Origin of the sequence: Trichocoleus sp. ST-U2, assembly GCF_039961875.1 — a bacterium.
Classification (GTDB): domain Bacteria; phylum Cyanobacteriota; class Cyanobacteriia; order Cyanobacteriales; family FACHB-T130; genus FACHB-T130.
Genome location: NZ_JAMPJY010000022.1, coordinates 21,931 through 42,622 on the forward strand (window position 1 = coordinate 21,931; position 20,692 = coordinate 42,622).

The 20,692-nt window shown below is 48.6% G+C and carries 22 protein-coding genes; 12 read left to right on the forward strand and 10 right to left on the reverse strand.

The window, feature by feature from the left end; all coding sequences use genetic code 11:
- Positions 1-71 precede the first annotated feature (71 nt).
- Positions 72-260: a DDE transposase family protein gene (locus NC996_RS15690; protein WP_190684018.1), complete on the forward strand. Its 189-nt coding sequence runs from the start codon at positions 72-74 to the stop codon at positions 258-260.
- Between the two features lie 49 nt (positions 261-309).
- On the opposite strand, the gene ctpC is transcribed toward NC996_RS15690, so the two are convergent.
- The 4 genes from ctpC to NC996_RS15710 all read right to left on the reverse strand — a co-directional run bounded on the left by ctpC (position 310) and on the right by NC996_RS15710 (position 5,439).
- Positions 310-1,593, reverse strand: coding sequence for a carboxyl-terminal processing protease CtpC (ctpC, locus tag NC996_RS15695; protein WP_190410985.1), 1,284 nt, complete (start codon positions 1,591-1,593; stop codon positions 310-312).
- 256 nt (positions 1,594-1,849) lie between these two features.
- Positions 1,850-3,076, reverse strand: a complete 1,227-nt coding sequence (ispG, locus tag NC996_RS15700; protein ID WP_190410986.1) for a (E)-4-hydroxy-3-methylbut-2-enyl-diphosphate synthase — start codon at positions 3,074-3,076, stop codon at positions 1,850-1,852.
- Positions 3,077-3,486: 410 nt separating this feature from the next.
- The gene (locus NC996_RS15705; RefSeq protein ID WP_190684021.1) at positions 3,487-4,932 is read right to left on the reverse strand and encodes a phosphoglucomutase/phosphomannomutase family protein; all 1,446 of its coding nucleotides are present in this window, start codon (positions 4,930-4,932) and stop codon (positions 3,487-3,489) included.
- Between the two features lie 147 nt (positions 4,933-5,079).
- On the reverse strand, positions 5,080-5,439 hold the full coding sequence (locus NC996_RS15710; RefSeq protein WP_190684112.1) for a hypothetical protein: 360 nt from the start codon (positions 5,437-5,439) through the stop codon (positions 5,080-5,082).
- Between the two features lie 241 nt (positions 5,440-5,680).
- On the opposite strand from NC996_RS15710, the gene NC996_RS15715 reads away from it, so the two are divergent.
- The 7 genes from NC996_RS15715 to psaI all read left to right on the forward strand — a co-directional run bounded on the left by NC996_RS15715 (position 5,681) and on the right by psaI (position 14,077).
- A complete protein-coding gene (locus tag NC996_RS15715; RefSeq protein ID WP_190410988.1) occupies positions 5,681-6,520 on the forward strand; it encodes a photosystem II manganese-stabilizing polypeptide in 840 nt (279 codons plus the stop codon).
- A 417-nt stretch (positions 6,521-6,937) separates the two neighbouring features.
- A complete protein-coding gene (locus NC996_RS15720) occupies positions 6,938-7,714 on the forward strand; it encodes an RNA polymerase sigma factor SigF (RefSeq protein WP_190410989.1) in 777 nt (258 codons plus the stop codon).
- Between the two features lie 212 nt (positions 7,715-7,926).
- A complete protein-coding gene (locus NC996_RS15725) occupies positions 7,927-8,889 on the forward strand; it encodes a hypothetical protein (RefSeq protein WP_190684024.1) in 963 nt (320 codons plus the stop codon).
- Between the two features lie 38 nt (positions 8,890-8,927).
- Complete coding sequence (locus NC996_RS15730; RefSeq protein WP_190684026.1) at positions 8,928-9,209, forward strand: hypothetical protein; 282 nt, start codon at positions 8,928-8,930, stop codon at positions 9,207-9,209.
- 160 nt (positions 9,210-9,369) lie between these two features.
- Positions 9,370-10,653 (forward strand): histidine--tRNA ligase, encoded by a 1,284-nt coding sequence (gene hisS / locus NC996_RS15735; RefSeq protein WP_190684029.1) that lies wholly within the window; start codon positions 9,370-9,372, stop codon positions 10,651-10,653.
- 122 nt (positions 10,654-10,775) lie between these two features.
- Positions 10,776-13,865 (forward strand): hypothetical protein, encoded by a 3,090-nt coding sequence (locus NC996_RS15740; RefSeq protein WP_199302979.1) that lies wholly within the window; start codon positions 10,776-10,778, stop codon positions 13,863-13,865.
- Between the two features lie 95 nt (positions 13,866-13,960).
- Positions 13,961-14,077 carry a photosystem I reaction center subunit VIII gene (gene psaI, locus NC996_RS15745; RefSeq protein ID WP_190410993.1) on the forward strand — a complete coding sequence of 39 codons (117 nt, stop codon included), beginning with the start codon at positions 13,961-13,963 and terminating at the stop codon, positions 14,075-14,077.
- A 117-nt stretch (positions 14,078-14,194) separates the two neighbouring features.
- Here psaI and NC996_RS15750 read toward each other — a convergent pair whose 3' ends face one another.
- The 6 genes from NC996_RS15750 to NC996_RS15775 form a co-directional block, all read right to left on the reverse strand.
- The gene (locus tag NC996_RS15750) at positions 14,195-14,314 is read right to left on the reverse strand and encodes a photosystem II reaction center protein J (RefSeq protein ID WP_190410994.1); all 120 of its coding nucleotides are present in this window, start codon (positions 14,312-14,314) and stop codon (positions 14,195-14,197) included.
- Positions 14,315-14,361: 47 nt separating this feature from the next.
- Positions 14,362-14,484, reverse strand: coding sequence for a photosystem II reaction center protein L (locus NC996_RS15755; RefSeq protein ID WP_190410995.1), 123 nt, complete (start codon positions 14,482-14,484; stop codon positions 14,362-14,364).
- Positions 14,485-14,497: 13 nt separating this feature from the next.
- Positions 14,498-14,632 carry a cytochrome b559 subunit beta gene (gene psbF, locus NC996_RS15760; protein WP_190410996.1) on the reverse strand — a complete coding sequence of 45 codons (135 nt, stop codon included), beginning with the start codon at positions 14,630-14,632 and terminating at the stop codon, positions 14,498-14,500.
- A gap of 369 nt (positions 14,633-15,001) precedes the next feature.
- Complete coding sequence (gene psbE, locus NC996_RS15765) at positions 15,002-15,247, reverse strand: cytochrome b559 subunit alpha (RefSeq protein ID WP_190426780.1); 246 nt, start codon at positions 15,245-15,247, stop codon at positions 15,002-15,004.
- A gap of 110 nt (positions 15,248-15,357) precedes the next feature.
- Complete coding sequence (locus NC996_RS15770; protein ID WP_190410998.1) at positions 15,358-16,362, reverse strand: photosynthesis system II assembly factor Ycf48; 1,005 nt, start codon at positions 16,360-16,362, stop codon at positions 15,358-15,360.
- A 99-nt stretch (positions 16,363-16,461) separates the two neighbouring features.
- Positions 16,462-16,797, reverse strand: coding sequence for a rubredoxin (locus tag NC996_RS15775; protein WP_190684032.1), 336 nt, complete (start codon positions 16,795-16,797; stop codon positions 16,462-16,464).
- Positions 16,798-17,116: 319 nt separating this feature from the next.
- Between NC996_RS15775 and ndhC the strand changes: the two genes are divergently transcribed.
- From ndhC to NC996_RS15795, 4 genes are all read left to right on the forward strand, one after another.
- The gene (ndhC, locus tag NC996_RS15780) at positions 17,117-17,479 is read left to right on the forward strand and encodes a photosynthetic/respiratory NAD(P)H-quinone oxidoreductase subunit C (protein WP_190411000.1); all 363 of its coding nucleotides are present in this window, start codon (positions 17,117-17,119) and stop codon (positions 17,477-17,479) included.
- On the forward strand, positions 17,476-18,222 hold the full coding sequence (locus tag NC996_RS15785) for an NADH dehydrogenase subunit K (RefSeq protein ID WP_206753379.1): 747 nt from the start codon (positions 17,476-17,478) through the stop codon (positions 18,220-18,222). The genes ndhC and NC996_RS15785 overlap by 4 nt, the downstream gene beginning before the upstream one ends.
- Positions 18,215-18,754, forward strand: coding sequence for an NAD(P)H-quinone oxidoreductase subunit J (locus NC996_RS15790; RefSeq protein ID WP_190411002.1), 540 nt, complete (start codon positions 18,215-18,217; stop codon positions 18,752-18,754). Before NC996_RS15785 ends, NC996_RS15790 begins: the two co-directional genes overlap by 8 nt.
- A gap of 470 nt (positions 18,755-19,224) precedes the next feature.
- Positions 19,225-20,622 (forward strand): DNA phosphorothioation system restriction enzyme, encoded by a 1,398-nt coding sequence (locus tag NC996_RS15795; protein ID WP_199302986.1) that lies wholly within the window; start codon positions 19,225-19,227, stop codon positions 20,620-20,622.
- Positions 20,623-20,692: the final 70 nt, after the last annotated feature.

Here is a 20,692-nt window from a genome sequence, read left to right on the forward strand (position 1 = left end):
AATGAATTGCTCATCATTCAAAACTCATCACTAAGCTACTCTTCAAGGCGTTTTTTGCGAATCTTCACCGAATGACTGCTACACAAATCTGGTATATTGTCAAGCACCAAGAAGGAAAATGCGAAATCCTCTCCAGCGAACAAGTCGAAGGAGAGGATAAATCAGCTTTTGTGGAACGATGGGGACCATTTGATTCTCAAGCGGAAGCGATCGCTCGTCGCGTCGGCTTAATTCGCGCTGGAAAGTGCCAACCCCAATAAGTTATGAGTTTTGAGTTTGGAATTTTAACTCAAAACTCATAACTCAAAACTATTTCTGCGCCTGGTTCCCTCGCTGGGCGGCAATCCTCTGATTCAGCACTTCCAGCGCTTTAGCGTATTGAGGATCGTCAGCACTGCCGATTTTATTGCGATCGGCTTGCAATGCCTTGCGCTGCTCTTCCGTCATTTCCAGCACCACATCCGGCTTGATCCCCGCCTGATTAATATCGCGCCCGTTGGGAGTGAAATACTTAGCGATCGTCACCGCTAGTCCCGAACCATCCCCCAGCCCCCGCACCGATTGCACCAAGCCTTTACCAAAGGTTTTTGTCCCTACCAAAACAGCTCGCTTGTTATCCTGCAACGCCCCAGAGAGGATTTCACTAGCACTCGCCGAGCCGCCATCTACCAACACCACCAACGGTTTATCTGTGAGGGCGCGATTATTCGCTTTCTCTCGCTCCCTTTCGCCCTGACGATCCACCGTTGAGACAATTGTGCCGTCTTTTAACCACATCTGGGCAATTTCAATACTGGCGTAGAGTAATCCACCTGGATTAGAACGCAGATCCAGAATGTAGCCATTTACCTTCTGCCGTTCTAAACCCTTAATCGCATCTGCCATTTCCTTAGCAGCATTGGCGCTAAACTGATTCAGGCGAATGTAGCCTATCTCACCCGTAGGACTGTTCTGCTTGCTAGAGCGCACCGGATGGATTTCAATCCGCGCTCGTTTCAGAGGAAATACTAATTCCTTTTCGCCCCGCTGAATGGTCAAGGTTACTTGCGTTCCTGGTTGTCCTCGGATCAGGCGCACAGCATCATTGACATCCATGCCCTCGGTACTCTTGCCATCAATTTTAGTGATAGTGTCCTTTGCCAGAACACCAGCCTTAGACGCTGGTGTATCTTCAATTGGCGCAATAACCGTTAGCTTTTTCGATTTCTCATCTTGAGCGAGTTGAATGCCAACGCCAGTTAATTCCCCAGAAGTATCAATCTGCATGCTCTTGAACTCTTCCGGGTCCATGAAGCGGGTGTAGGGATCGTTCAGCTTTTTCAGCATCTCCCGGATCGCCTCATAGGCTTCCTTCTTGCTGGGGTAAGACCGATTCAGGTAGTCTTTACGAACTGACCGCCAATTGACTTTATTAAAGGTGCCATCTACGTAACTGCGGTCAATAATCTGCCATACTTCATCTACAAGTTCCTTGGGACTTTCACGAAAAAAAGCCTGACCTTGAGACAGATGAATACCAGCGCCCGTAACAGCAACAGTCGATAAAACCAGTGCTGTCGCACCGAGAACGAGCCCGCGTTTTGTAATTACCATGATCCTTTCTGAGCCGGGGGGAAACTACTGCCAAGGAATTACGCTAACTCTAGCACAGGCCATATATGGAAGCCGGAGAGCGCAATTATTTATCCAGCTGCACTAAGTGCAAGTCCGGAAGTAGAGAGTTTTGAGTTTTGAGCTGTAAAAACGCGATTTCTCGCGATTGAGTTTTAAATTAATGCTTTCCTCAACACTTATTATTTTGTGAGTTTTGAATTAACTTTTGTCTCGACACTCACCACTCAGCACTTACTTAAGGATCGACCCAACGTCCATCTGCCTTAATTAAATTAATCAACTCTTCAACTCCTTGAGACTCTGGCACTTTTTTGATTTCTTCTCTGCCACGATACAGAGAGATGTAACCGGGCTGTTTACCAACATAACCATAGTCGGCATCCGCCATTTCTCCGGGACCATTGACAATACATCCCATGACTGCTATGTCCAGACCTGTAAGATGTTTGGTGGCTTCCCGCACTTCGTGCAGCACTTCTTCTAGATTAAACAATGTCCGCCCACATGAGGGGCAGGCGACATATTCCACCATCGTTTTCCGCAATCCCAGAGCTTGCAGAATGCTGTAGCAAACGGGAATCTCTTTTTCCGGTGCTTCAGTGATTGAGACTCGAATCGTATCGCCAATCCCATCAGCAAGCAGAGGCGCAATGCCTGCGGTAGACTTAATCCGTCCGTATTCGCCATCACCCGCTTCAGTGACGCCCAAATGCAAGGGATAATCCATGCCTAGCGCATCCATCCGCTGTGCCATCAGACGATAAGCGGCTAACATCACTGGCACCCGCGAGGCTTTCAGAGAAATTACCAGGTTCCGGAAGTCGAGAGATTCACAAATTTTGATAAATTCTAGGGCAGATTCCACCATCCCTTCGGGGGTGTCGCCGTAGGAAAACAGCATTCTTTCAGCAAGAGAACCGTGATTTACCCCGATTCGCATTGCCTTACCCTGATCTCGCAAGGAAACTACCAGGGGTTCTAAAGTTTCGCGGATTTTTTCGCCAATTTCATCAAATTCAGCTTGGGTATATTCCGTTCTATCCGCTTTTGGCTTTTCAAATACATACAACCCTGGATTAATCCGCACCTTATCAACGTGCTTGGCAACTTCCAAGGCAATCTTCATGCCGTTGTGATGCACATCAGCGACCAGGGGCACTGGTTGATAGGTTTGAGCTAATTTATGCTTGATTTCCGCTAAAGCTTTGGCATGACCGATACTTGGCACGGTAACGCGGACAATTTCGCAGCCAATCTCGTGCAGGCGGCGAATTCCGGCAACCGACCCATCAATATCAAGCGTGTCTTCATTAATCATCGACTGCACTACCACTGGGTAGTTGCCGCCAATCGTGACATTTCCCACCTTGACGGGACGAGTTTTGCGCCGCTTGATAGTGGTTTCAAAGGAGGGTTGACTGGAAGATGCACTGGTAGTGCTTGGATTGGGCAGGGTTTGCATAACCTTTTGTTTAATTTTGGCTTTCCTCTCTGTTTCTCAGATTGCCACAGAAAGGAGCAAATTTGGCTAAGTCCGTTTTTATCTGTTTATATCTGTTTAGTAGTAAGGAGAGATATTGTCAGCAGCAAGCCAACCGTTTTGACAGTCTCTATATCAGTGCTAAAATATACAACTTATATCCGTCTTTATATTGAATAGGAAAACCAAGACTTATATAAGCAAATGATGCAATTCTTTGGCATTCTGCATTCCTAATCATGAACCAAAAGGAGTGTTTAAAGTGTCTGGTTTACTCAGCATTGAAATTTATTTTTGCTTATTCACAAAAAGGAATCGGCTCAAGCTTGAGCCGATTCCTTTTTGTTGCGAAACTACGGGCATTGGGTACCAAGCTAGATACTTTGTAGGGCTTAAACTGAATTTGCCCACTTGTTCGCCCACTCTAAGGTGTGATGAACTTGTTTCAGCGTTGGCGCTTCGCAGTACAACCGCAAAACGGGTTCGGTTCCGCTGAAGCGAATCATCAACCAACTATCATCGGCTAACCGGAACTTATAACCATCAATCGTTAGGCAATCAATTACCGACCGACCGGCAATCTCAGTTAAGGGTGTATTTTGTAATTGTTCTAGCAGGCGCGATCGCACTTCCATACTCGCTAATGGTAGGTCAATGCGGTCGTAGGCAGAATGAAAGCCAGTTTTCTCCTGCAAGCGCTGGTAAAGATCGCTGAGATCCATTCCTGATTGCGCGATCGCTTCTAGCAGATACAGCGCTGACAACAGCCCATCCCGTTCTGGAATATGATTGCCGTAGCCAATCCCTCCCGACTCTTCACCACCGACTAACACCTGAGTCGTTAGCATCCGGTCGGCGATGTACTTGTATCCAATAGGCGTCTCATATACTGGCAGATTGTACAGGGAGGCAACGCGGGGAAACAAGTCGGAACCACTCACTGTTTTAACGACTTCGCCCGTCAATCCCCGCCGAGATGCCATATGTTCGATCAAAATTGGGATGAGGATTTGGGAACTGAGGAAATTTCCCTGTCCATCGACAGCCGCAATGCGATCGCTATCTCCATCAAATACAAACCCCACTGCCAACCCATCACCGCTGCGGCGTCGGTGAGTCCGCATCTGCCGAAACATCTGGGAAAGGTAACGCGGCAAAGGTTCCGGTGCACTGCCACCAAATAAAGGATCGCGGGAACTATTAATTTCCTGGATTGGCGTTTGCAGCAGTTGTTCTAGTCCTGTCGCAGCAGCACCGTGCATCACATCAGCAAAGACAGCAAGCTTATGTTGGGCGATCGCATCCTGAATGCAAGTAATATCCACTTTCGCCCGTAGCGCTTCGCAGTAATTGGGCCACGGGTCGAACATCTCCAAGCTTCCCGCCATCGTCGAGTCAGGTGACGATTCCTTCTCTAACAACGCTTCAATCTGCTGAGTAATTTCCGGGGGTACCGATCCTCCAAATGCACCCTTGACTTTTAACCCTAAATATGAGCCGGGATTGTGACTAGCGGTTATCACCAAAGCTCCCAAAGCTCTCCGTTGATAAGCCGCCCAGCTGAATGCCGGTGTGGGGGCATAACTACTGCTCAGCAGCACCTCAAATCCGGCTGCTTGCACGACTTGGGCCGCTTTACGGGCGAACGTTTCCGCCATAAAGCGCCGGTCATAACCCACAATAATTGTGCGGCTCCCCGTCGTCTCGCTATAGACATTTGCCAGGACTTGTGCCGCCAACGGTGCTACCAAAGCCACCCGCTCAAACGTAAAGTCTGCGGCGATGATGCCTCGCCAGCCATCTGTACCAAACTTAATCGGATTAACAGCAACCGGCATAAATTAAGCAGGGGGTTAGTGTTCAGAGATTGCATTAATAACTGGAGGATCTTAGCATCTGTTGTACTCTATAGCCCAATAAAGATTGACAACTTCACACGCCTAGAGCCACGCCAGTGAAAGAGTTTTGCCTTCAACCGTGTAACTTCAACCAGGCTGAGTTGGGTGAGTTTCTGACTCCAGTGGTAGAGGGTGTGAAGAATTGGAAGATTCTGCTGCTGAGAGCTTTTCCAACAGCGATCGCACCTTCATGCGCTCAATATAGGGCCAACCGCCCTCTTCTTCCATATCTTTCAGCAGGGCATATAGAGCCTGACGATTATCCGGTAAAGACGCTTGAAACATAGTATCTCGAATCTCACGATGCCAACTTTCTAACGCCCGCAGCAACGCCAACAGAGCCAGAGTATCCCCCTGGCAAGTCTGTGCCAAAGCGCGAACAGAAGTAGCGATCGCTTGCAGTTCCGGCTTCAAAAGCCCCAATTCTAAATTCTGATCGCTGTTCACGCCATCCCCTTTACTCCGTTTGATCAACTCAACTTTAACCGAGTCTTTCACTGACTGGAATGGTCAATTTACACTGAGCTTCAGGATAAAGGCAACACAAAGCCTTGTAAAATTCACTGTAGAGATTCTGAGCCGAACCATTCCGAGCCTGATTAAGAATTTCACTTTTGTCTGTTGTAACTTAAGCCCAATATCAGATTCTACTGGTAGGGATTCCTAGATTAAATATTTGAGGTTGACCATGAGGTATCGCGCTTTCATTGTTGCCTTCCTAGCTTTGTGCTTGGGAGTATTAACTGCTTGTAGTGAAGGTCCAGCAGCTGCGACCAGTGTTCCCACTCCACTCACTTACGACCAAATTCGAGGTACCGGGCTTGCGAATAACTGCCCGCAACTGTCAGAAACGACACGCGGTGCCATTCCCATTCAGCCTGGACAGTCGTATGCTTTGACGAATCTGTGCTTACAGCCAACCAGCTTCTTTGTCAAAGAAGAATCTACAAACAAACGTCAATCCGCCCAATTCGTTCAGGGTAAGTTGTTGACCCGGTTCACTTCTAGCATCGACCAGGTGCTGGGTAAATTGCAAGTTGATCAAGATCGTCGTTTGACCTTTATTGAACAGGATGGTCTCGACTTCCAAGCCATTACCGTCCAGCTACCGGGTGGTGAGCGAGTACCCTTTCTATTCACGATCAAAAATCTGGTTGCCAAAAGCCAGCCAGGAATGGACAGTATTAACACCTCGACTGACTTTGAAGGCGAGTTTAACGTTCCCTCCTATCGGGGAGCAGCTTTCCTCGATCCCAAGGGTCGCGGTGTTGTCACTGGTTATGACAATGCAGTAGCACTCCCCAGTCAAGCCGATCAGGAAGCACTGACACGTGCCAATGTGAAGCGTGCTGAAACCCTTAAGGGCGAAATTTCTCTCCAAGTCGCTAAAGTGGATAACGCCACAGGTGAAATTGCCGGTACGTTTGAGAGTGAGCAGCCATCCGATACCGATCTAGGCGCTGGCGAAGCTAAGGAAGTGAAAATTCGCGGCATTTTCTATGCTCGGATTTCACCAGATCAGGCTTAAATCTGCTCGTTAGCACCGAGCCACGCGGCTTGGCTTTGCTGGCAGGTGAAGAAAAGGGGTTTGGAACCCCTTTTTTCTTTTCCTTAGCAAGGTCAGCATCTGCTGTTTAATCCTTCTGCCTACACTCCGCAATCATGTGAGTGATTCCCACAAGAGAGTTTCTCGGTGAAAATGCTGTTGTAATTGACCAGGTTCAGAGAATAAACTGAATTTTGAAGCGAGGAAAAGAAAGCAACTTATCGCAATTTGGGGAAAAGGCTACATTCCTGGGCGTTTCCCCAACTGCATTTGTTCGCTTTCCGGCTTAAAGTTTTGTTATCGCAACCTATGTTTAGTATCACAGCACCCACTTCAAAAACAGAATATAACTGAAACAAACGTTTTTAACCGGGCCACTCTACCAACTGAACTTCGTATATGTATAGCACTGCCACTCCTGAACTGAAGCATGAAAGCTTACGGCTGTTGCGAGAGTACCAGCAAAATCGTTTAGATACTGTTCGCAATCAGCTGGTAAAACTGAATTTTGGATTGGTGAGAAAAGAAGCACATCACTGGACTAATCAGTGTACAGAAAGTTATGAAGACTTGCTTCAAGTCGGCTGTTTAGGCTTAATTCGAGCAATTGAGCGCTTTGACTTGTCCAAGGGTCACGCCTTCAGTTCCTTTGCTATCCCCTACATTCGCGGAGAAATTCAGCACTATTTACGGGATAAAGGCGGCTCATTCCGCATTCCTCGCCGTTGGGAAGCACTGCACTATCAGGCAGTTTCTTTGACGCGGTATTTCCAGCAGAAGTACAACCGACCTCCTACCGATTCAGAGGTGGCAGCAAAGCTAGAAATTTCACAGGCAGAATGGCAGGAAATCAAGTTGGCCTTTCAAAACCGCGAACTTGTAAGTTTAGATGTACCCCTAGGGGATGGTTCGGAAGGTGAAACTTGCTTAGGTGAAATCGTCCCAGACCCGCAATATCGGAGTTTTCAGTTAGCGCAAGAAGACCAGCTTCGCCTGCAACAAGCTTTAGTTCAGCTAGAAAAGCGAACCCGCGAAATCTTGGAATTTGTTTTCTTACACGACTTAACGCAAAAAGAAGTTGCAGAACGCTTAGATATCAGTGTTGTGACAGTTTCTCGGCGGGTAAAAAAGGGACTGGATGCACTGAAAAAGTCAATGGTAGGGATTGACGATTGATTCTTCCAACAACCGGAAACTGAGATTCCCGATTCCTGGAAGATAAGGAACACAAACGCGATGAATCGATCTCTGTCCACTAAACTGAATATATAGATGGGTGTTTTTGCACACATTTAATAAAATAAATTATCCGCATATATATTAGAACTGTTGAAAGCAGACAGGGAATTTCTATTGGCGGATGCAGGTAAAGCACTGGGAGACTGGTCATGCGTCAACATTCATGGATTGCATTTTTGGGAATACTTGCTGTGTTAGCGGGTGGCTGTTCGCAGGGAGAGGATACGGCTGTAGCTCCTAGCCCTAGCATTGTTCCAGTTCCCGCTCCGTCTGTTTCACCAACAACCCCGTCATTTCCCGATCCGACAGTTACCCCAAAACCGCCCCTTCCTGGGCTTTCCGGCTTGATTCCATCCACTAACTCTGATGCACGGCTGCGAGGAATTCAGAAAGGGCGGCAAGATCCGTTTGCACTTGTTCCCCTGAAACCAATTGTGGAAGTGACACCAAACGAGACGGGTTCGGGTTCGCCTCCCCCTCCGTTTCCGGGTCCGGGTTTAGCTCCTCCTCAGGGTTTGACTCCTAGCGGGCGTCCCATTCCCGTACCGCCACCCCTGCCCAATGTCAGACCTCCCAGACCGAATCGAGGCGGAGGCAATGGCAGTCAAGGGAGTACAGGCGGAGGGAGGACAATAATACCACGCGCTCCCGCTCCCAGTAGGCCAAATGGGGTGCCTCCGCGTGGGAGAAACACTACACCTCCAGGGAACAGAAACCGTGTAGCTCCAATCCCGATTGTTACGGCTCCTCGGATTCCTGCTCCCGCGCCACTTCTACCCAAACTGCCACCGCTACCAGAACCAAACCTGGCAAGAAGTGTAGAAGTCACAGGAGTGGTTCAGGTGGGTGGTGAACCTCAGGCAATTGTGAGGGTACCAAACGAGCCAAGTCGCTACGTTGGAGTGGGACAGCGCTTATCTAATGGACAGGTGCTAGTCAAGCGGATTGAAGTCAATAATGGTGCCAGTCCGGTAGTGATTCTGGAGCAATACGGCAGAGAAGTTGCCAGACGGGTTGGGGAAAAACCAGTTGCAACGCCCGATCAACCTGGTACACCAACGGCTGTTGCTCCTGCTAAGGAGCCAGGAATCAATGGCTCTCCTCAAGCTTAAACAATTACCACGATTCAGTTGTTGTAGGAGTTGAAAGGGTGCAAACTGCTGGAGGAGAACGCCTGCGGTATGAAATTCGCTTCCCTGGGTTACCCTTAGCGGTATATCGGGAAATTACTGCCCATTTGCGTCAGGTGGGAGGAGTAGATACAGGTTTGGTTCCCCAGCCTTCGGGGCAATCGTTTGACTATTATCAAAGCCAAGTTGGCGGCTTGTGGATTCAGTATGCAGCAGATGCCGATTCATTGAGTCGCCAATGGGTCACGCAGATTTTGGACTACTATAGTCAGCGCTATTGTCCTTGGGAGGAAAACCAATAAATTTTGGATTTTAGATGAGATTAAATCTAAAATCTAAAATCTTCAGTGTCATGAAGTTATCGTCATTGCAATGACCTAACCCCCTACCCCCGAAAGGGGTAAAGTTAAAATCCAGGGGGTGAAAAACTCATGACACTCGCTAAAATCAAAAATCTAAACAATGGGAAGCATTAAAGCGCTAAAGGGAACGCGGGATATTCTGCCCGAAGAAGTCGGGTACTGGCAATGGGTAGAATCGGCCGCACGGGATATTCTAAGCAGAGCAGCTTATCAAGAAATTCGCACCCCAATTTTTGAGCTGACGGCGCTATTTGAGCGCGGGATTGGCGAAACCACAGACGTGGTCGGAAAGGAAATGTACACCTTCAAGAGTCGGGGGGAAAAGCCCTATTCCATGACCCTGAGACCGGAGGGAACGGCTGGGGTTGTGCGTTCTTATATTGAACACGCGCTTGATGTCAAAAGTGGGATTCAGCGCCTCTGGTATTTGGGGCCGATGTTTCGTTACGAAAATCCCCAGAACGGACGACAGCGGCAATTTCACCAGCTGGGTGTAGAGGTGTTGGGGACTGCCGATTCGAGGGCAGATGCAGAGGTGATCGCGATCGCTACCGATATTCTGCAAACCCTCGGTCTAAAAAATCTCCGCATGGATATTAACTCAGTCGGAAATCCTGAAGATCGACAGCGTTACCGGCAAGCACTGGTAGATTACCTGACTCCCTACAAAGAAGAGTTAGACCCAGATTCGCAGGTACGGCTGAGTCGCAATCCCTTGCGGATACTCGATAGTAAGGATCGGGAGACGCAAGCAATTGTTCAAAATGCTCCCAGTATCTTGGATTATCTGAGTGCAGATTCTGGTCGTTACTTTGAGCAAATCCAAGCACGTCTGGATGATTTGGGGATTGCTTACCAACTCAATCCGCGTCTGGTGCGCGGTCTGGATTACTACACCCACATTGCCTTTGAAATTATCTCGGACGACCTGGGAGCGCAAGCAACTGTCTGTGGTGGCGGACGCTACGATGGGCTGGTAGCAGAACTAGGGGGACCCAAGACACCCGCAGTGGGTTGGGCAATGGGCTTAGAACGCTTGATCATCCTGTTGCAACAGCTGCAAGAGGTACCCGTCCCGGCGTTGGATTTTTACGTTGTTTCCAGAGGCGAGAAAGCAGAATCCCAAGCTTTACAATTGGCTCAAAAATTACGTCAAGCTGGGTTTAGCGTGGATCTAGACCTGAGTGGAAGTGCTTTTAAAAAGCAGTTCGCTAGGGCTGACCGTAGCGGTGCAGTTGCTTGCTTGGTTTTGGGAGAAGAGGAAGCAGAGAACCAAACTGTCAAGCTGAAGTGGATGGCATCGAAAGAGCAGAGTGCGATCGCTCAAAGTGAATTATTAGGAACGATCGAGGAACTGCGGCAGCAGATTAAAGTAAAAAGGTAACAAGAATATGAAGTATGAAGTGTGAAGTTTGGCGTGTAATAATACGTCACACTGTCTTTCAGCCGCGCCTCTAATAACTTCATCCTTTATACTTCATCCTTTATGCTTGCTGCTTGCCTCCTATGGAATACTGGCAATTTCTAATACAACAAGAGGGTGATTCTTCCTGGCTCTCCCTAGAGACGCCAAGTGTGGAAATCCAAGAAGGTCGGTATCGGGTGGTTGCTCACTCCAGCCGTCCCAACACCGAGGTGGAAATTCGCATCACCTATGACAGCACTGAGGAAGTTCCCCCCAAGCGGCGGTTTCAGAAGCGATCGCGCCGCACCAACGCCGAAGGCTTGATGGTGGTCATTCCCTTCACCTATCTCAAGTCGGGGCGCTGGGAGTTGCGCTGCTCTGGCGATATCATGTCAGATTTCCTCGGCAACACTTGGCAGCAGGCAATTCAATTCCAGGTTTTTCCAACCACCCCGGCAGATGCAGATGTCGATTTAGTTGGACACATGCGACCCGTTTGGAGTGCCCAGGTAGGTGTCGCCACCGAAACCGTCCAAGAATCATCCGCAGGTTCTGCCGCTGACCGCCCCGTTAACCCTGCCCCGACAACCACTGAAACGCTCACCGCCGACGTTGACCTTCCGAATCCAGTGCCTCCTTCCCCAGAGGACGAATCAGTGACAGAGGCGATGACTAATGCTGGCTGGGAAGAAGACGATGATGAGGCAGTCAATGAATTATTCCTCTCTTTCGGGGCATCGGAGGCACAAAGATGGGAGACGGCACTCAACCGCACCCCTCCAAAGGCGGCAGTGCCCGTCAGCCGCCTCGTAGAACACTCGCTACAAATGGTGGACGAAATCTTACAGGAAGTCGTCGATCCCGTCTGGCAAGCGTTTGAGCCGACATCTACGGCTCGTGGAGCTATCCCGCAGAGTGAGTTTTCCCGCGATTCCTTAACGTCTCCCCCTGTCAGTAACTCGTCGGAGCTTTCCTTTGCTGCCGCCGGAAGAAGTTACTCAGCAGAAACTGAGCCACCTGAAATTGATGAAGCACCGATCCGACTGACCCTCGATCGGGAGACGCTGGTCGTGCGTCGAGGAGAGCTGATTGCCTTCAGCGGACAAGTAGAGATCCTAGACAGTTTTAGGGATTTGCATCTTTTGCCGCCAGACGTACTGCGAATTGAAATGCGCGATCCGCAAAACTCACAAATCTTGGTAGATGTCCAGCAGCTGATACCCGAACAGGTGCCGAGTTTTTCTTTTAGCTGTAATTTAGAGCTGCCCGAAAATTGCCAAACCCGTTTGATTTTAGGAGAAGTCACGTTAATCGATGCGGCTGAGACAGTCTTGGTGACTCACGCCTTTACCGTGACAGCCGATTTGGAAGACTTGCTCGATGCGATCGCTCACGATAAACAGCACGCAAATTTATTGAACCCGCCGTTAGATTCCCTTTTAGGAGAGACACCCCCGATCGATTCATCTTTCCTCGATCTGGTGGAAACGGCAAAAGATACTCCGCCGCTGCACTTAGAACCTTTACCTAATAAACCCCTACCGGAGCAGATTGCTAAATCCGATCCTGCCATTGCAGCGCTTAAACCCCCGGAACTTCCAGCAATTGCTTCCGATACTGAGGCAACAGGGAACGGGGAGGCAACCGATAGCGATGAGCCTGAGGACATTCTCGCTTTGGGCGATCGCAATACATCAGTGACTTCTGAACCTCCGCCGGTGGTATCCCTTCCCCCGCAACTTTATCGACCCGATCCTGCCAATCCAGTTAATCGATCGCTTAAACTTCCGGTGATTTCTGATGCGATGCCTGCAACCGAGCGCATCGAGAATGGCGACACATCCGCTGCGAAAGAGGAAGATTTATCTTCTGCACTAAATCCTCCCCAACCTGTTGATGCCGCCCCTCCTGAGGGGGCTGCGCCTGATGTAGAGCAGTTATTTGATAATTTATTGAATCACTTAGCTCAGACTTGGCAGCGTCCAGAGGAACCCGATGGAACAGATGCCAGCGCTGATGCCGATACAGATTTGCATAGTCAGCAGGACGTAGGTGTTGAAGATGCTTCTGATATCGAGGGGGCACAACACTCCGCTGAACACTCCGCCGAACAAAGAGAAGCGCATCCCTCTGCTGACTCCCAAGCATCGCCCTTAGATACGGCTTTTGCGACCCTGAAGCTGCAAGATCGTTTTTTGTCGCGGTTGAACGACCTGGCAACAGATGAGGAATCTTCAGCATGGCTGCAACCGGAAGAGGTACTGGCGACGGAGGAGGAATCTACCGAGGAAGCAGAGCCTTCAGCAGACCTGACCGAGGGCAGCGAAGATACTGACGTTGCGGATGGTGACGTTGCGGATGGTGACGTTGCGGATGGCACCGAAGCAACTGCCGCCGAGCCGCAGGGGGAAACGGATGACCGTTTGCCACCAATGCCGACAGACTGGGAACTTGTAGCACTATTGCTTGACCAACAACCTCCCCTCCCAGAGTTGGAGGAAGAATTGGGTGAAGATGGCGGTATTGCCAGCGATGCAACGAACAATTCCCAAGAGGTGGGAGCCGCCTCTGGTCAACTGCCAGCAACTCCGCAGAACCCAGTTGAGATGGCTAAGAATGTTTTATCGATGGCAGAGTCTGCGGTTAACTGGACAGAGCGAGAAATTGTGGTAGACGATGATCCTTCTGAACTCCCTCCCAGCACCAGTGGGCGAGGCGGGTATGGCTCGCGAGAAGCTTCCTCTAGGGGGGTACAACCAGGGCGATCGCGTTTTGCCAATGCGGGGCGGGGGGTTCCCCCAGAACCGCAGCCATCGTCGCTGGACGAGAAACCCGTGCCAGAGCCTGAGCTAGTTTTACCCGAAGGCGAACTGATTGCCGGACAACCGCTGGCTGTCCGCCTGACGTTGCGATCTGAGTCCCCCCGGCTCTATGTCAAGCTGTGGGTGCATGACCGCCAAACGCGATCGCTGCTGGATGGCCCCCGGTGGCTAGTCGATTTTATCCCTACTGGTTTAGAATCCCTAGAGGCAACGACTCAACTAACTGTGCCATTTGGGAGCGTAGAAATCCGTTTTGAAGCTGTCACGGTTGATACTTATACCCAACGAGAGAGCCATAAAGTAACTGTTGACCGTATAGTTATTCCCCCAGATTTGCCCAACTGGTCGCTAGATGAGTTTGCGGATTAGGCGCTTGTTAAAAATTTTTATGATTCGGTTTTTGGCTACCAATTCACTGTAAATTCAATTACGAAAGCTGTTTCATTAAAATAGGAAATTTAAAGATGGGAGCTTCATTCTTACCCTCAATCCTAGTGCCGCTAACTGGCTTGATCTTCCCGGCTGTCGCGATGGCCTTCTTGTTTCTTTACATTGAACACGAAGATCCAACGGGAATTTAACTTTAGCTGGGCATTAGTTGGGCAATGGAAAAAACCGCCTGTTCTAGTCAGAGAGGCGGTTTTTTTTGATGATTTGATGAGAGTTCTCTCAAATCTAGTTGATTACCCAGCTTTTCTCTACAAAGAGGAGCCTAGACCAGCGTAGGCACCATAGAAGAAAACACCTAGCACAGCGATCGCGCCCAGACCAGCGACGGTAGCTACAATCCACAACGGGATTCTTCCACTTCCAGACACAGCTTTTCCCTCCTAATTAAACTTAAAAATGATGCAGTCAAGCCCAGTTAGTTAAAGAAATAACTGGAAAACAGGATACCAAGGACAAAAACCAGTAGCAAGCCCAAGTAAAGAGAAGTACGGTTTAACTCAACTGGTTGATTATTGGGATTTGGACTCCGTTCTGGCATGATTAGGTTTCTCCTATCGTTGAATAAATTGCATAGAAGCGATCGCGCCCAAGAAAAAGATTGTTGGGACAGCCAGCGTATGAACCGCTAGCCATCTAACGGTAAAAATGGGATATGAAACTGGCTGATTGGGCGTATTAGTAGTCATGTTTTGCCACCTCTTTTAAACGACTTACTTGTTGACACCCCCAATTCTTTTGATAGAAATGGGGCTTTTCGTACCGTAACGGGAAGGCTTTTCCTGCAAAAAGGGCTTCGTAAACCTATATTGAGCCTACTGACCCTTTGAAGTCTCCTCCAACCAGCTAGAGGTGATTCTTTTTCCAAACACTTCCGTATACCTACGGTACTTCACTACCGATGTATCAAACTGGATTCCCGTTCGCTCTTTAGAGCCGAATTGATGCGGTACTTTTAATCCCTTTTTTGCATCAAATCCAGCCAAAATTACCCCGGCAATCCTAACACAAATAGGTGCTTTTATTTTCACACCCAGCGATGTCTAGAGACTGCCCGCTTATTTTATAAAATCCTCGATTTGTTGCTTGGATTCAAAGCGATCTTGAACAATCGGCACTTCCTGCCGAGTTGGGGTGTAATACTCGTTGGGGCGGGGTGTCCCAAAGGCATCGTATGCAAGACCTGTGCTAACAAATAGCCAGCCTGCAATAAATAATGCAGGGATGGTGATGCTGTGAATTACCCAGTAACGAACGCTTGTAATAATGTCCGAAAATGGACGCTCTCCAGTTGTACCAGCCATTCAGATTCCTCCTCTGACAACAATTAAAAGCTAACTTAATTATGATACGAAACTCGGTAGAGAGTCACAAGCAAAGCATTAGTTGTATGACAATAATCTTGCTTTCCTCTTCAAGCCGCTTGCGACGAACCTTCGTATTTCAACAAAACACCTCGCTGACCTATGATAAATCCTTGCTGGGGTGTTAGAAACATAATCCTGTAAAGATTGGAAGGGATATCCTCTATCTCGCGAGCTTTTTCCCAAGTTTTGCCGCCATCCAGACTCCGCAGCAAATTTCCACTGCCTCCTGATACCCAAACTTCCTCAGGTGTCCGGTATGCCAAATCGAGTAAACCCCAACTGGTGGATACCTCTGGATATTGTGCTTCTTCCCACTCGTCTGGCTTTTCAGGACTGCTAAATTGTAGCTGACCGCCCCGCGCCAGCATCCACAGCCGACCATCTTGTGCAAACCCCATATTCTCCACTCTTCGGGAGCTATTTCGATTATGGGGAACCCAGGCATCTAGACCCGGCTCCCAAGTGGAGTAGAAGTTACCTTTGGCAGACACCGCAACATATTTGCCATCGGGAGAGCGAGACATATTGCGGACAACGCCCACCGCTTCCTGCACCATTGCTTTCCAAGTCTGTCCTGCGTCTTGAGTGCGATAAATTGCTCCAACGTTGGTGCTCATCTCAGCGGAGTTCGGACCGAGTGCCACAATTTTATTGGGTGCCCCCGGTAACTTGTTACTCAGCGCGATGCGAGTCCAAGATTTTCCCCCATCTGTGGTGTGGAGCAAGATAGAGGGTTCGCCTGTAATCCAGCCTTCTTGATCGGCAAAACTTACGCCAGTAAAGCGGTATTGCCGATCTCCCAGTTCTAGGTTTCTTGGCTCCCAAGTCTTGCCGCCATCGGTTGTCTCCAAAAGTGTGGAGTCACTCCCCACAACCCAGCCATGATTGGGGTCGCCCGTAAAAGCGAGATCCTGTAAGTTTGCTTGTGTTGGTAGAGAAATGGCGTGCCAGGGGCTGTTGCTCACCGAAGGAACTTGACTGCAACTGGCGCAAAAGAGGACAACTGCCAACAATATTGCAATTTGTTTCAGCTTTCTCACAAATAAATTCATACTATCCAGAACTGGTGCGTGCAAATCTTCTACTATACGAGTGTTAATCCAGCGAATGCGGCGGGGATTCGCTTCATCTGTTGCAAGCTGAGGTTGGTTTTATTGCAAACCATAAAGACTGATAAAGAACAAGAAGCCCAAGGCTAATGCCCCAAAAATGAGAAGATTCTTCTGTCCTGGGGTTAAACGGTTAACGCCTAGACCATAGCTCAGATTTTCCTTGAATCCAGAGGGGGAGCCTACAACGCCAATGTTTTGAAACTGTGTTTTTCGCACCCCACAAATTGGACAGCGCCAGTCTATTGACAATTCTTCAAAAGATGTCCCTGAGGGAACGTTGCTCTTACTATCACCTTTAGTCGGCTCATAAATGTAGCCACAGGCGCGACATTCATAGCGATCTAGTGGTTGGGCATCGACGGCTTGATTGCTCATGGCTCAAGATGAAATTGAGAAGCCAATCTTAAAATGTATGTTAAAAATTATGCCATAAGTAGGGGATTTTCTTAATATTGTTTAGCTTGCCTCTGCCTTGAGGAGAGGACTTCGCTGTCATCCCTCGCTAGCAGTAACGTTGTCCGCTTCAGTAGGAGCCTTGACTAGAAAAGCTGAACGGGTCAATCAGAAAACAGTATCGATGATCGACGTTCGCTGCCCCGCCACTAGCAACTTTGGCAGAGGCAGGCGCTTTATAATGTATAAATGTGAAGAAGTAATAACAGCCGTCCTTTCATCTGAGTGGTAGTACAAGATCGTGTTTGTCCTCAGTGGGTATGAGTATTTTTTAGGCTTCTTGCTAGCTTCCAGTCTGGTGCCGATTTTGGCGCTGACTGCCTCCAAGCTCCTGCGGCCCAGTGGTAGTAGTCCGGAGCGGCGCACCACTTACGAATCTGGCATGGAACCGATTGGGGGAGCCTGGATTCAGTTCAACATCCGCTATTACATGTTTGCGCTGGTTTTCGTCATTTTTGATGTTGAAACTGTTTTCCTGTATCCGTGGGCCGTTGCCTTCAATCGTCTAGGTGTACTGGCGTTTATTGAAGCTTTGGTCTTTATTGCAATTCTTGTAGTTGCTCTTGTTTATGCGTGGCGCAAAGGAGCCTTGGAATGGTCATGAAATCTAACGGTAACAGTGATATTGCTGCCTTTGAGGCGCAGCAGAAAGAGAAGATCCTTAACCCGATTGAGCGCCCTTCTGTTACTCAAGAACTTTCTGAAAATGTCATCCTGACAACGGTTGACGACCTTTACAACTGGTCGCGGCTTTCCAGCCTGTGGCCTCTGTTGTTTGGAACCGCCTGCTGCTTCATTGAAGTGGCGGCGATGATTGGCTCCCGATTTGACTTTGACAGATTTGGTCTAGTTCCCCGTTCTAGCCCTCGGCAAGCAGATTTAATTATTACTGCTGGCACGATTAACATGAAGATGGCACCGGCTCTGGTGCGCCTTTATGAGCAGATGCCAGATCCCAAGTACGTGATTGCAATGGGAGCCTGCACGATTACTGGCGGGATGTTCAGCGCTGATTCCCCGACTGCGGTGCGGGGTGTGGATAAGCTGATTCCTGTCGATGTCTATTTGCCTGGATGTCCCCCACGTCCGGAAGCGATCATGGATGCGATCATTAAACTGCGGAAGAAAATCGGGAACGATTCTATCCAAGAGCGGGATCAGTTTCAGCAAATCCATCGCTATTACAGCACCACTCACAAGATGCAAGCTGTAGAAACCATCCACGATGGCAAGTATTTACAGTTGGCAACTCGCCAAACTCCGCCGCAAGAGCTGGCGGCAGCGACGGGTATGCCTGTAGCACCAGCACTGTTGACGGCAGAAAAACAGGAGGAACGTCGTGGCTGAAGCAGAATCTCCAGCAGAATCTTCAGGGGAACCCCAAGCAGAATCCCAAATTGTGGAAGCGGGTAAGGTTTCCCTTTGGTTGAAGGAAAACGGTTTTGAGCATCAGGAACTAGAACGCGATCGCAGTGATGTTGAGATCATCAAAGTTGACCGGGACTTCTTGATTCCGATTGCTACAGCTCTCTACGCTTACGGATTTAACTACCTCCAGTGTCAAGGTGGATATGATGCGGGGCCGGGAGAGGAATTGGTTAGCTTCTATCATCTAATCCAAGTGAGCGACAATGCTGACAGACCGGAGGAACTGCGGCTGAAGGTGTTTTTGCCGCGAGATGACGCTAGAGTTCCTTCGGTGTATTGGATTTGGAAGACGGCAGACTGGCAAGAGCGGGAAGCTTTTGATATGTATGGCATCGTCTATGAAGGACACCCGAACCTGAAGCGGCTTTTGATGCCGGAAGATTGGGTAGGCTATCCGTTGCGGAAGGATTATGTCTCGCCTGATTTCTACGAGTTGCAGGATGCTTATTGATTCAGGCAAAAGGCAATTAGTCAAAGAAAGACTTTTTTCTGGTTGACTTGTGGAAAGCACTCACTTTTGATTTGAAGTGGGTGCTTTTTTTTGGCGTAGGAATTAAGTGTAGACTGTATCAAATATCACTTGATTTTTCCTGCGTATTGACATATACTTGCAGAATGGGAATCTGTCCGCCTAGGTAAATTGATTTTTAAGTTAAGTTTGCAGCTATTTGAGTGTAGTGAATACTTAAATTAGCTGGTTAGATAAATAGCGATCGCACCCGATTACTCCCCTAAACCCATAAAATAAATCAACAGCTTGAATGGCAGGGGTAGTGGCGCGTGAAGTTGTCGTCAAAGGGTGTTTATAAAGTCGAAAGTCAGGCAAAAGAGCAATCTGATCCCGTAGCTTCGCCGGTACAGTACGACCTGCAACCGATTAACAGACTTTTAGCGGTTGCTGCTTCTAAGGGTACTTACCATCTGCATCCCTCAGAAGGGCATCAAACACCCCTAGGATGCCCCAGAATACCAGCGTCTTTACAACTGCGACAGTATCAGCAGGAAGCGGTTGCTAGCTGGTTTGCCAATCAAGGCAGAGGAACGCTGAAGATGGCGACGGGGAGTGGAAAGACGATTACGGCGCTAGCGATCGCCACCTCACTCTATCAACAAATTGGCTTGCAAGTGTTGCTGGTAGTGTGTCCCTATCGACATCTGGTGACACAGTGGGCGCGAGAATGCGAGAAATTTGGACTACAGCCAGTTTTAGCTTTTGAGAATGTACGCAACTGGCAGAGTCAGCTATCAACGCAACTCTACAATCTGCGTTCTGGCAATCAACGGTTTCTCACACTCATTACAACAAATGCCACCTTGATGAGTGAAGGATTGCAATCTCAACTTAAATATTTTCCAGACAAAACGCTAATTGTAGGAGATGAAGCGCATAATCTCGGTGCAAGGCAGTTGGAGAAGAGTTTGCCTTCTAAGGTGGGGTTAAGACTGGCGCTGTCGGCAACACCGGAACGGTATTTTGATGATGAAGGAACGCAATCTTTATTTGATTATTTTGGCAGAGTTTTAGAGCCGGAATTTACGCTGAAAGATGCAATTCAACAGGGGGCGTTGGTGCATTATTTGTACTACCCTATCCTGGTAGAACTAACAGAGGCAGAAGCCCGTGCTTATGTAAAATTAACCGCTAGGATTGGCAGGGCGCTGTTGTTCCAGGAACGCGAGAACGGTGCTAGCAAAAGCAATTGGGAAGACCGTGAAGAACTCAAGCCATTGTTGATGCAACGGGCGAGATTAATTGGCGCTGCTACCAACAAGTTAACTGCTTTGCGCCAGTTAATGAGTAAACGCTTGGACACGACGCACACTTTATTTTATTGCGGAGATGGTTCTGTAGAAAGCACGCGCCAATTGAAAGCCGTTGCTAAAATTTTGGGAGATGAATTGGGATACCGAATCAATACCTACACCGCCCAAACGCCATTATCAGAAAGAGAAAATTTGCGGTGTCAATTTGAGTCGGGAGATTTACAAGGTTTGGTGGCGATTCGCTGTCTAGATGAGGGTGTAGATATTCCAGCAATTCAGAATGCTGTAATTTTAGCTAGTAGCAGCAATCCGCGCCAATTTATTCAGCGTCGAGGACGAATTTTGCGCCCTCACCCAGGCAAGCAACGCGCTACTTTATTTGACATGATTGTAGTGCCGCCAGAGTTAGATCGGGAAACTTTGGAAGTAGAACGCAATTTGTTAAGAAAGGAATTGCGGCGATTTGTAGAGTTTGCTGACTTAGCGGATAATGCGGGCGAAGCTAGAGTCAAATTACTGGATTTACAGAGAAACTACGAGTTGATGGATATGTAATGCTTCGGCTGAATCTAGTATTCCTTAATGGGTTGTAAAAGCAAATATACCTGGCGATTAGAAATCGCGG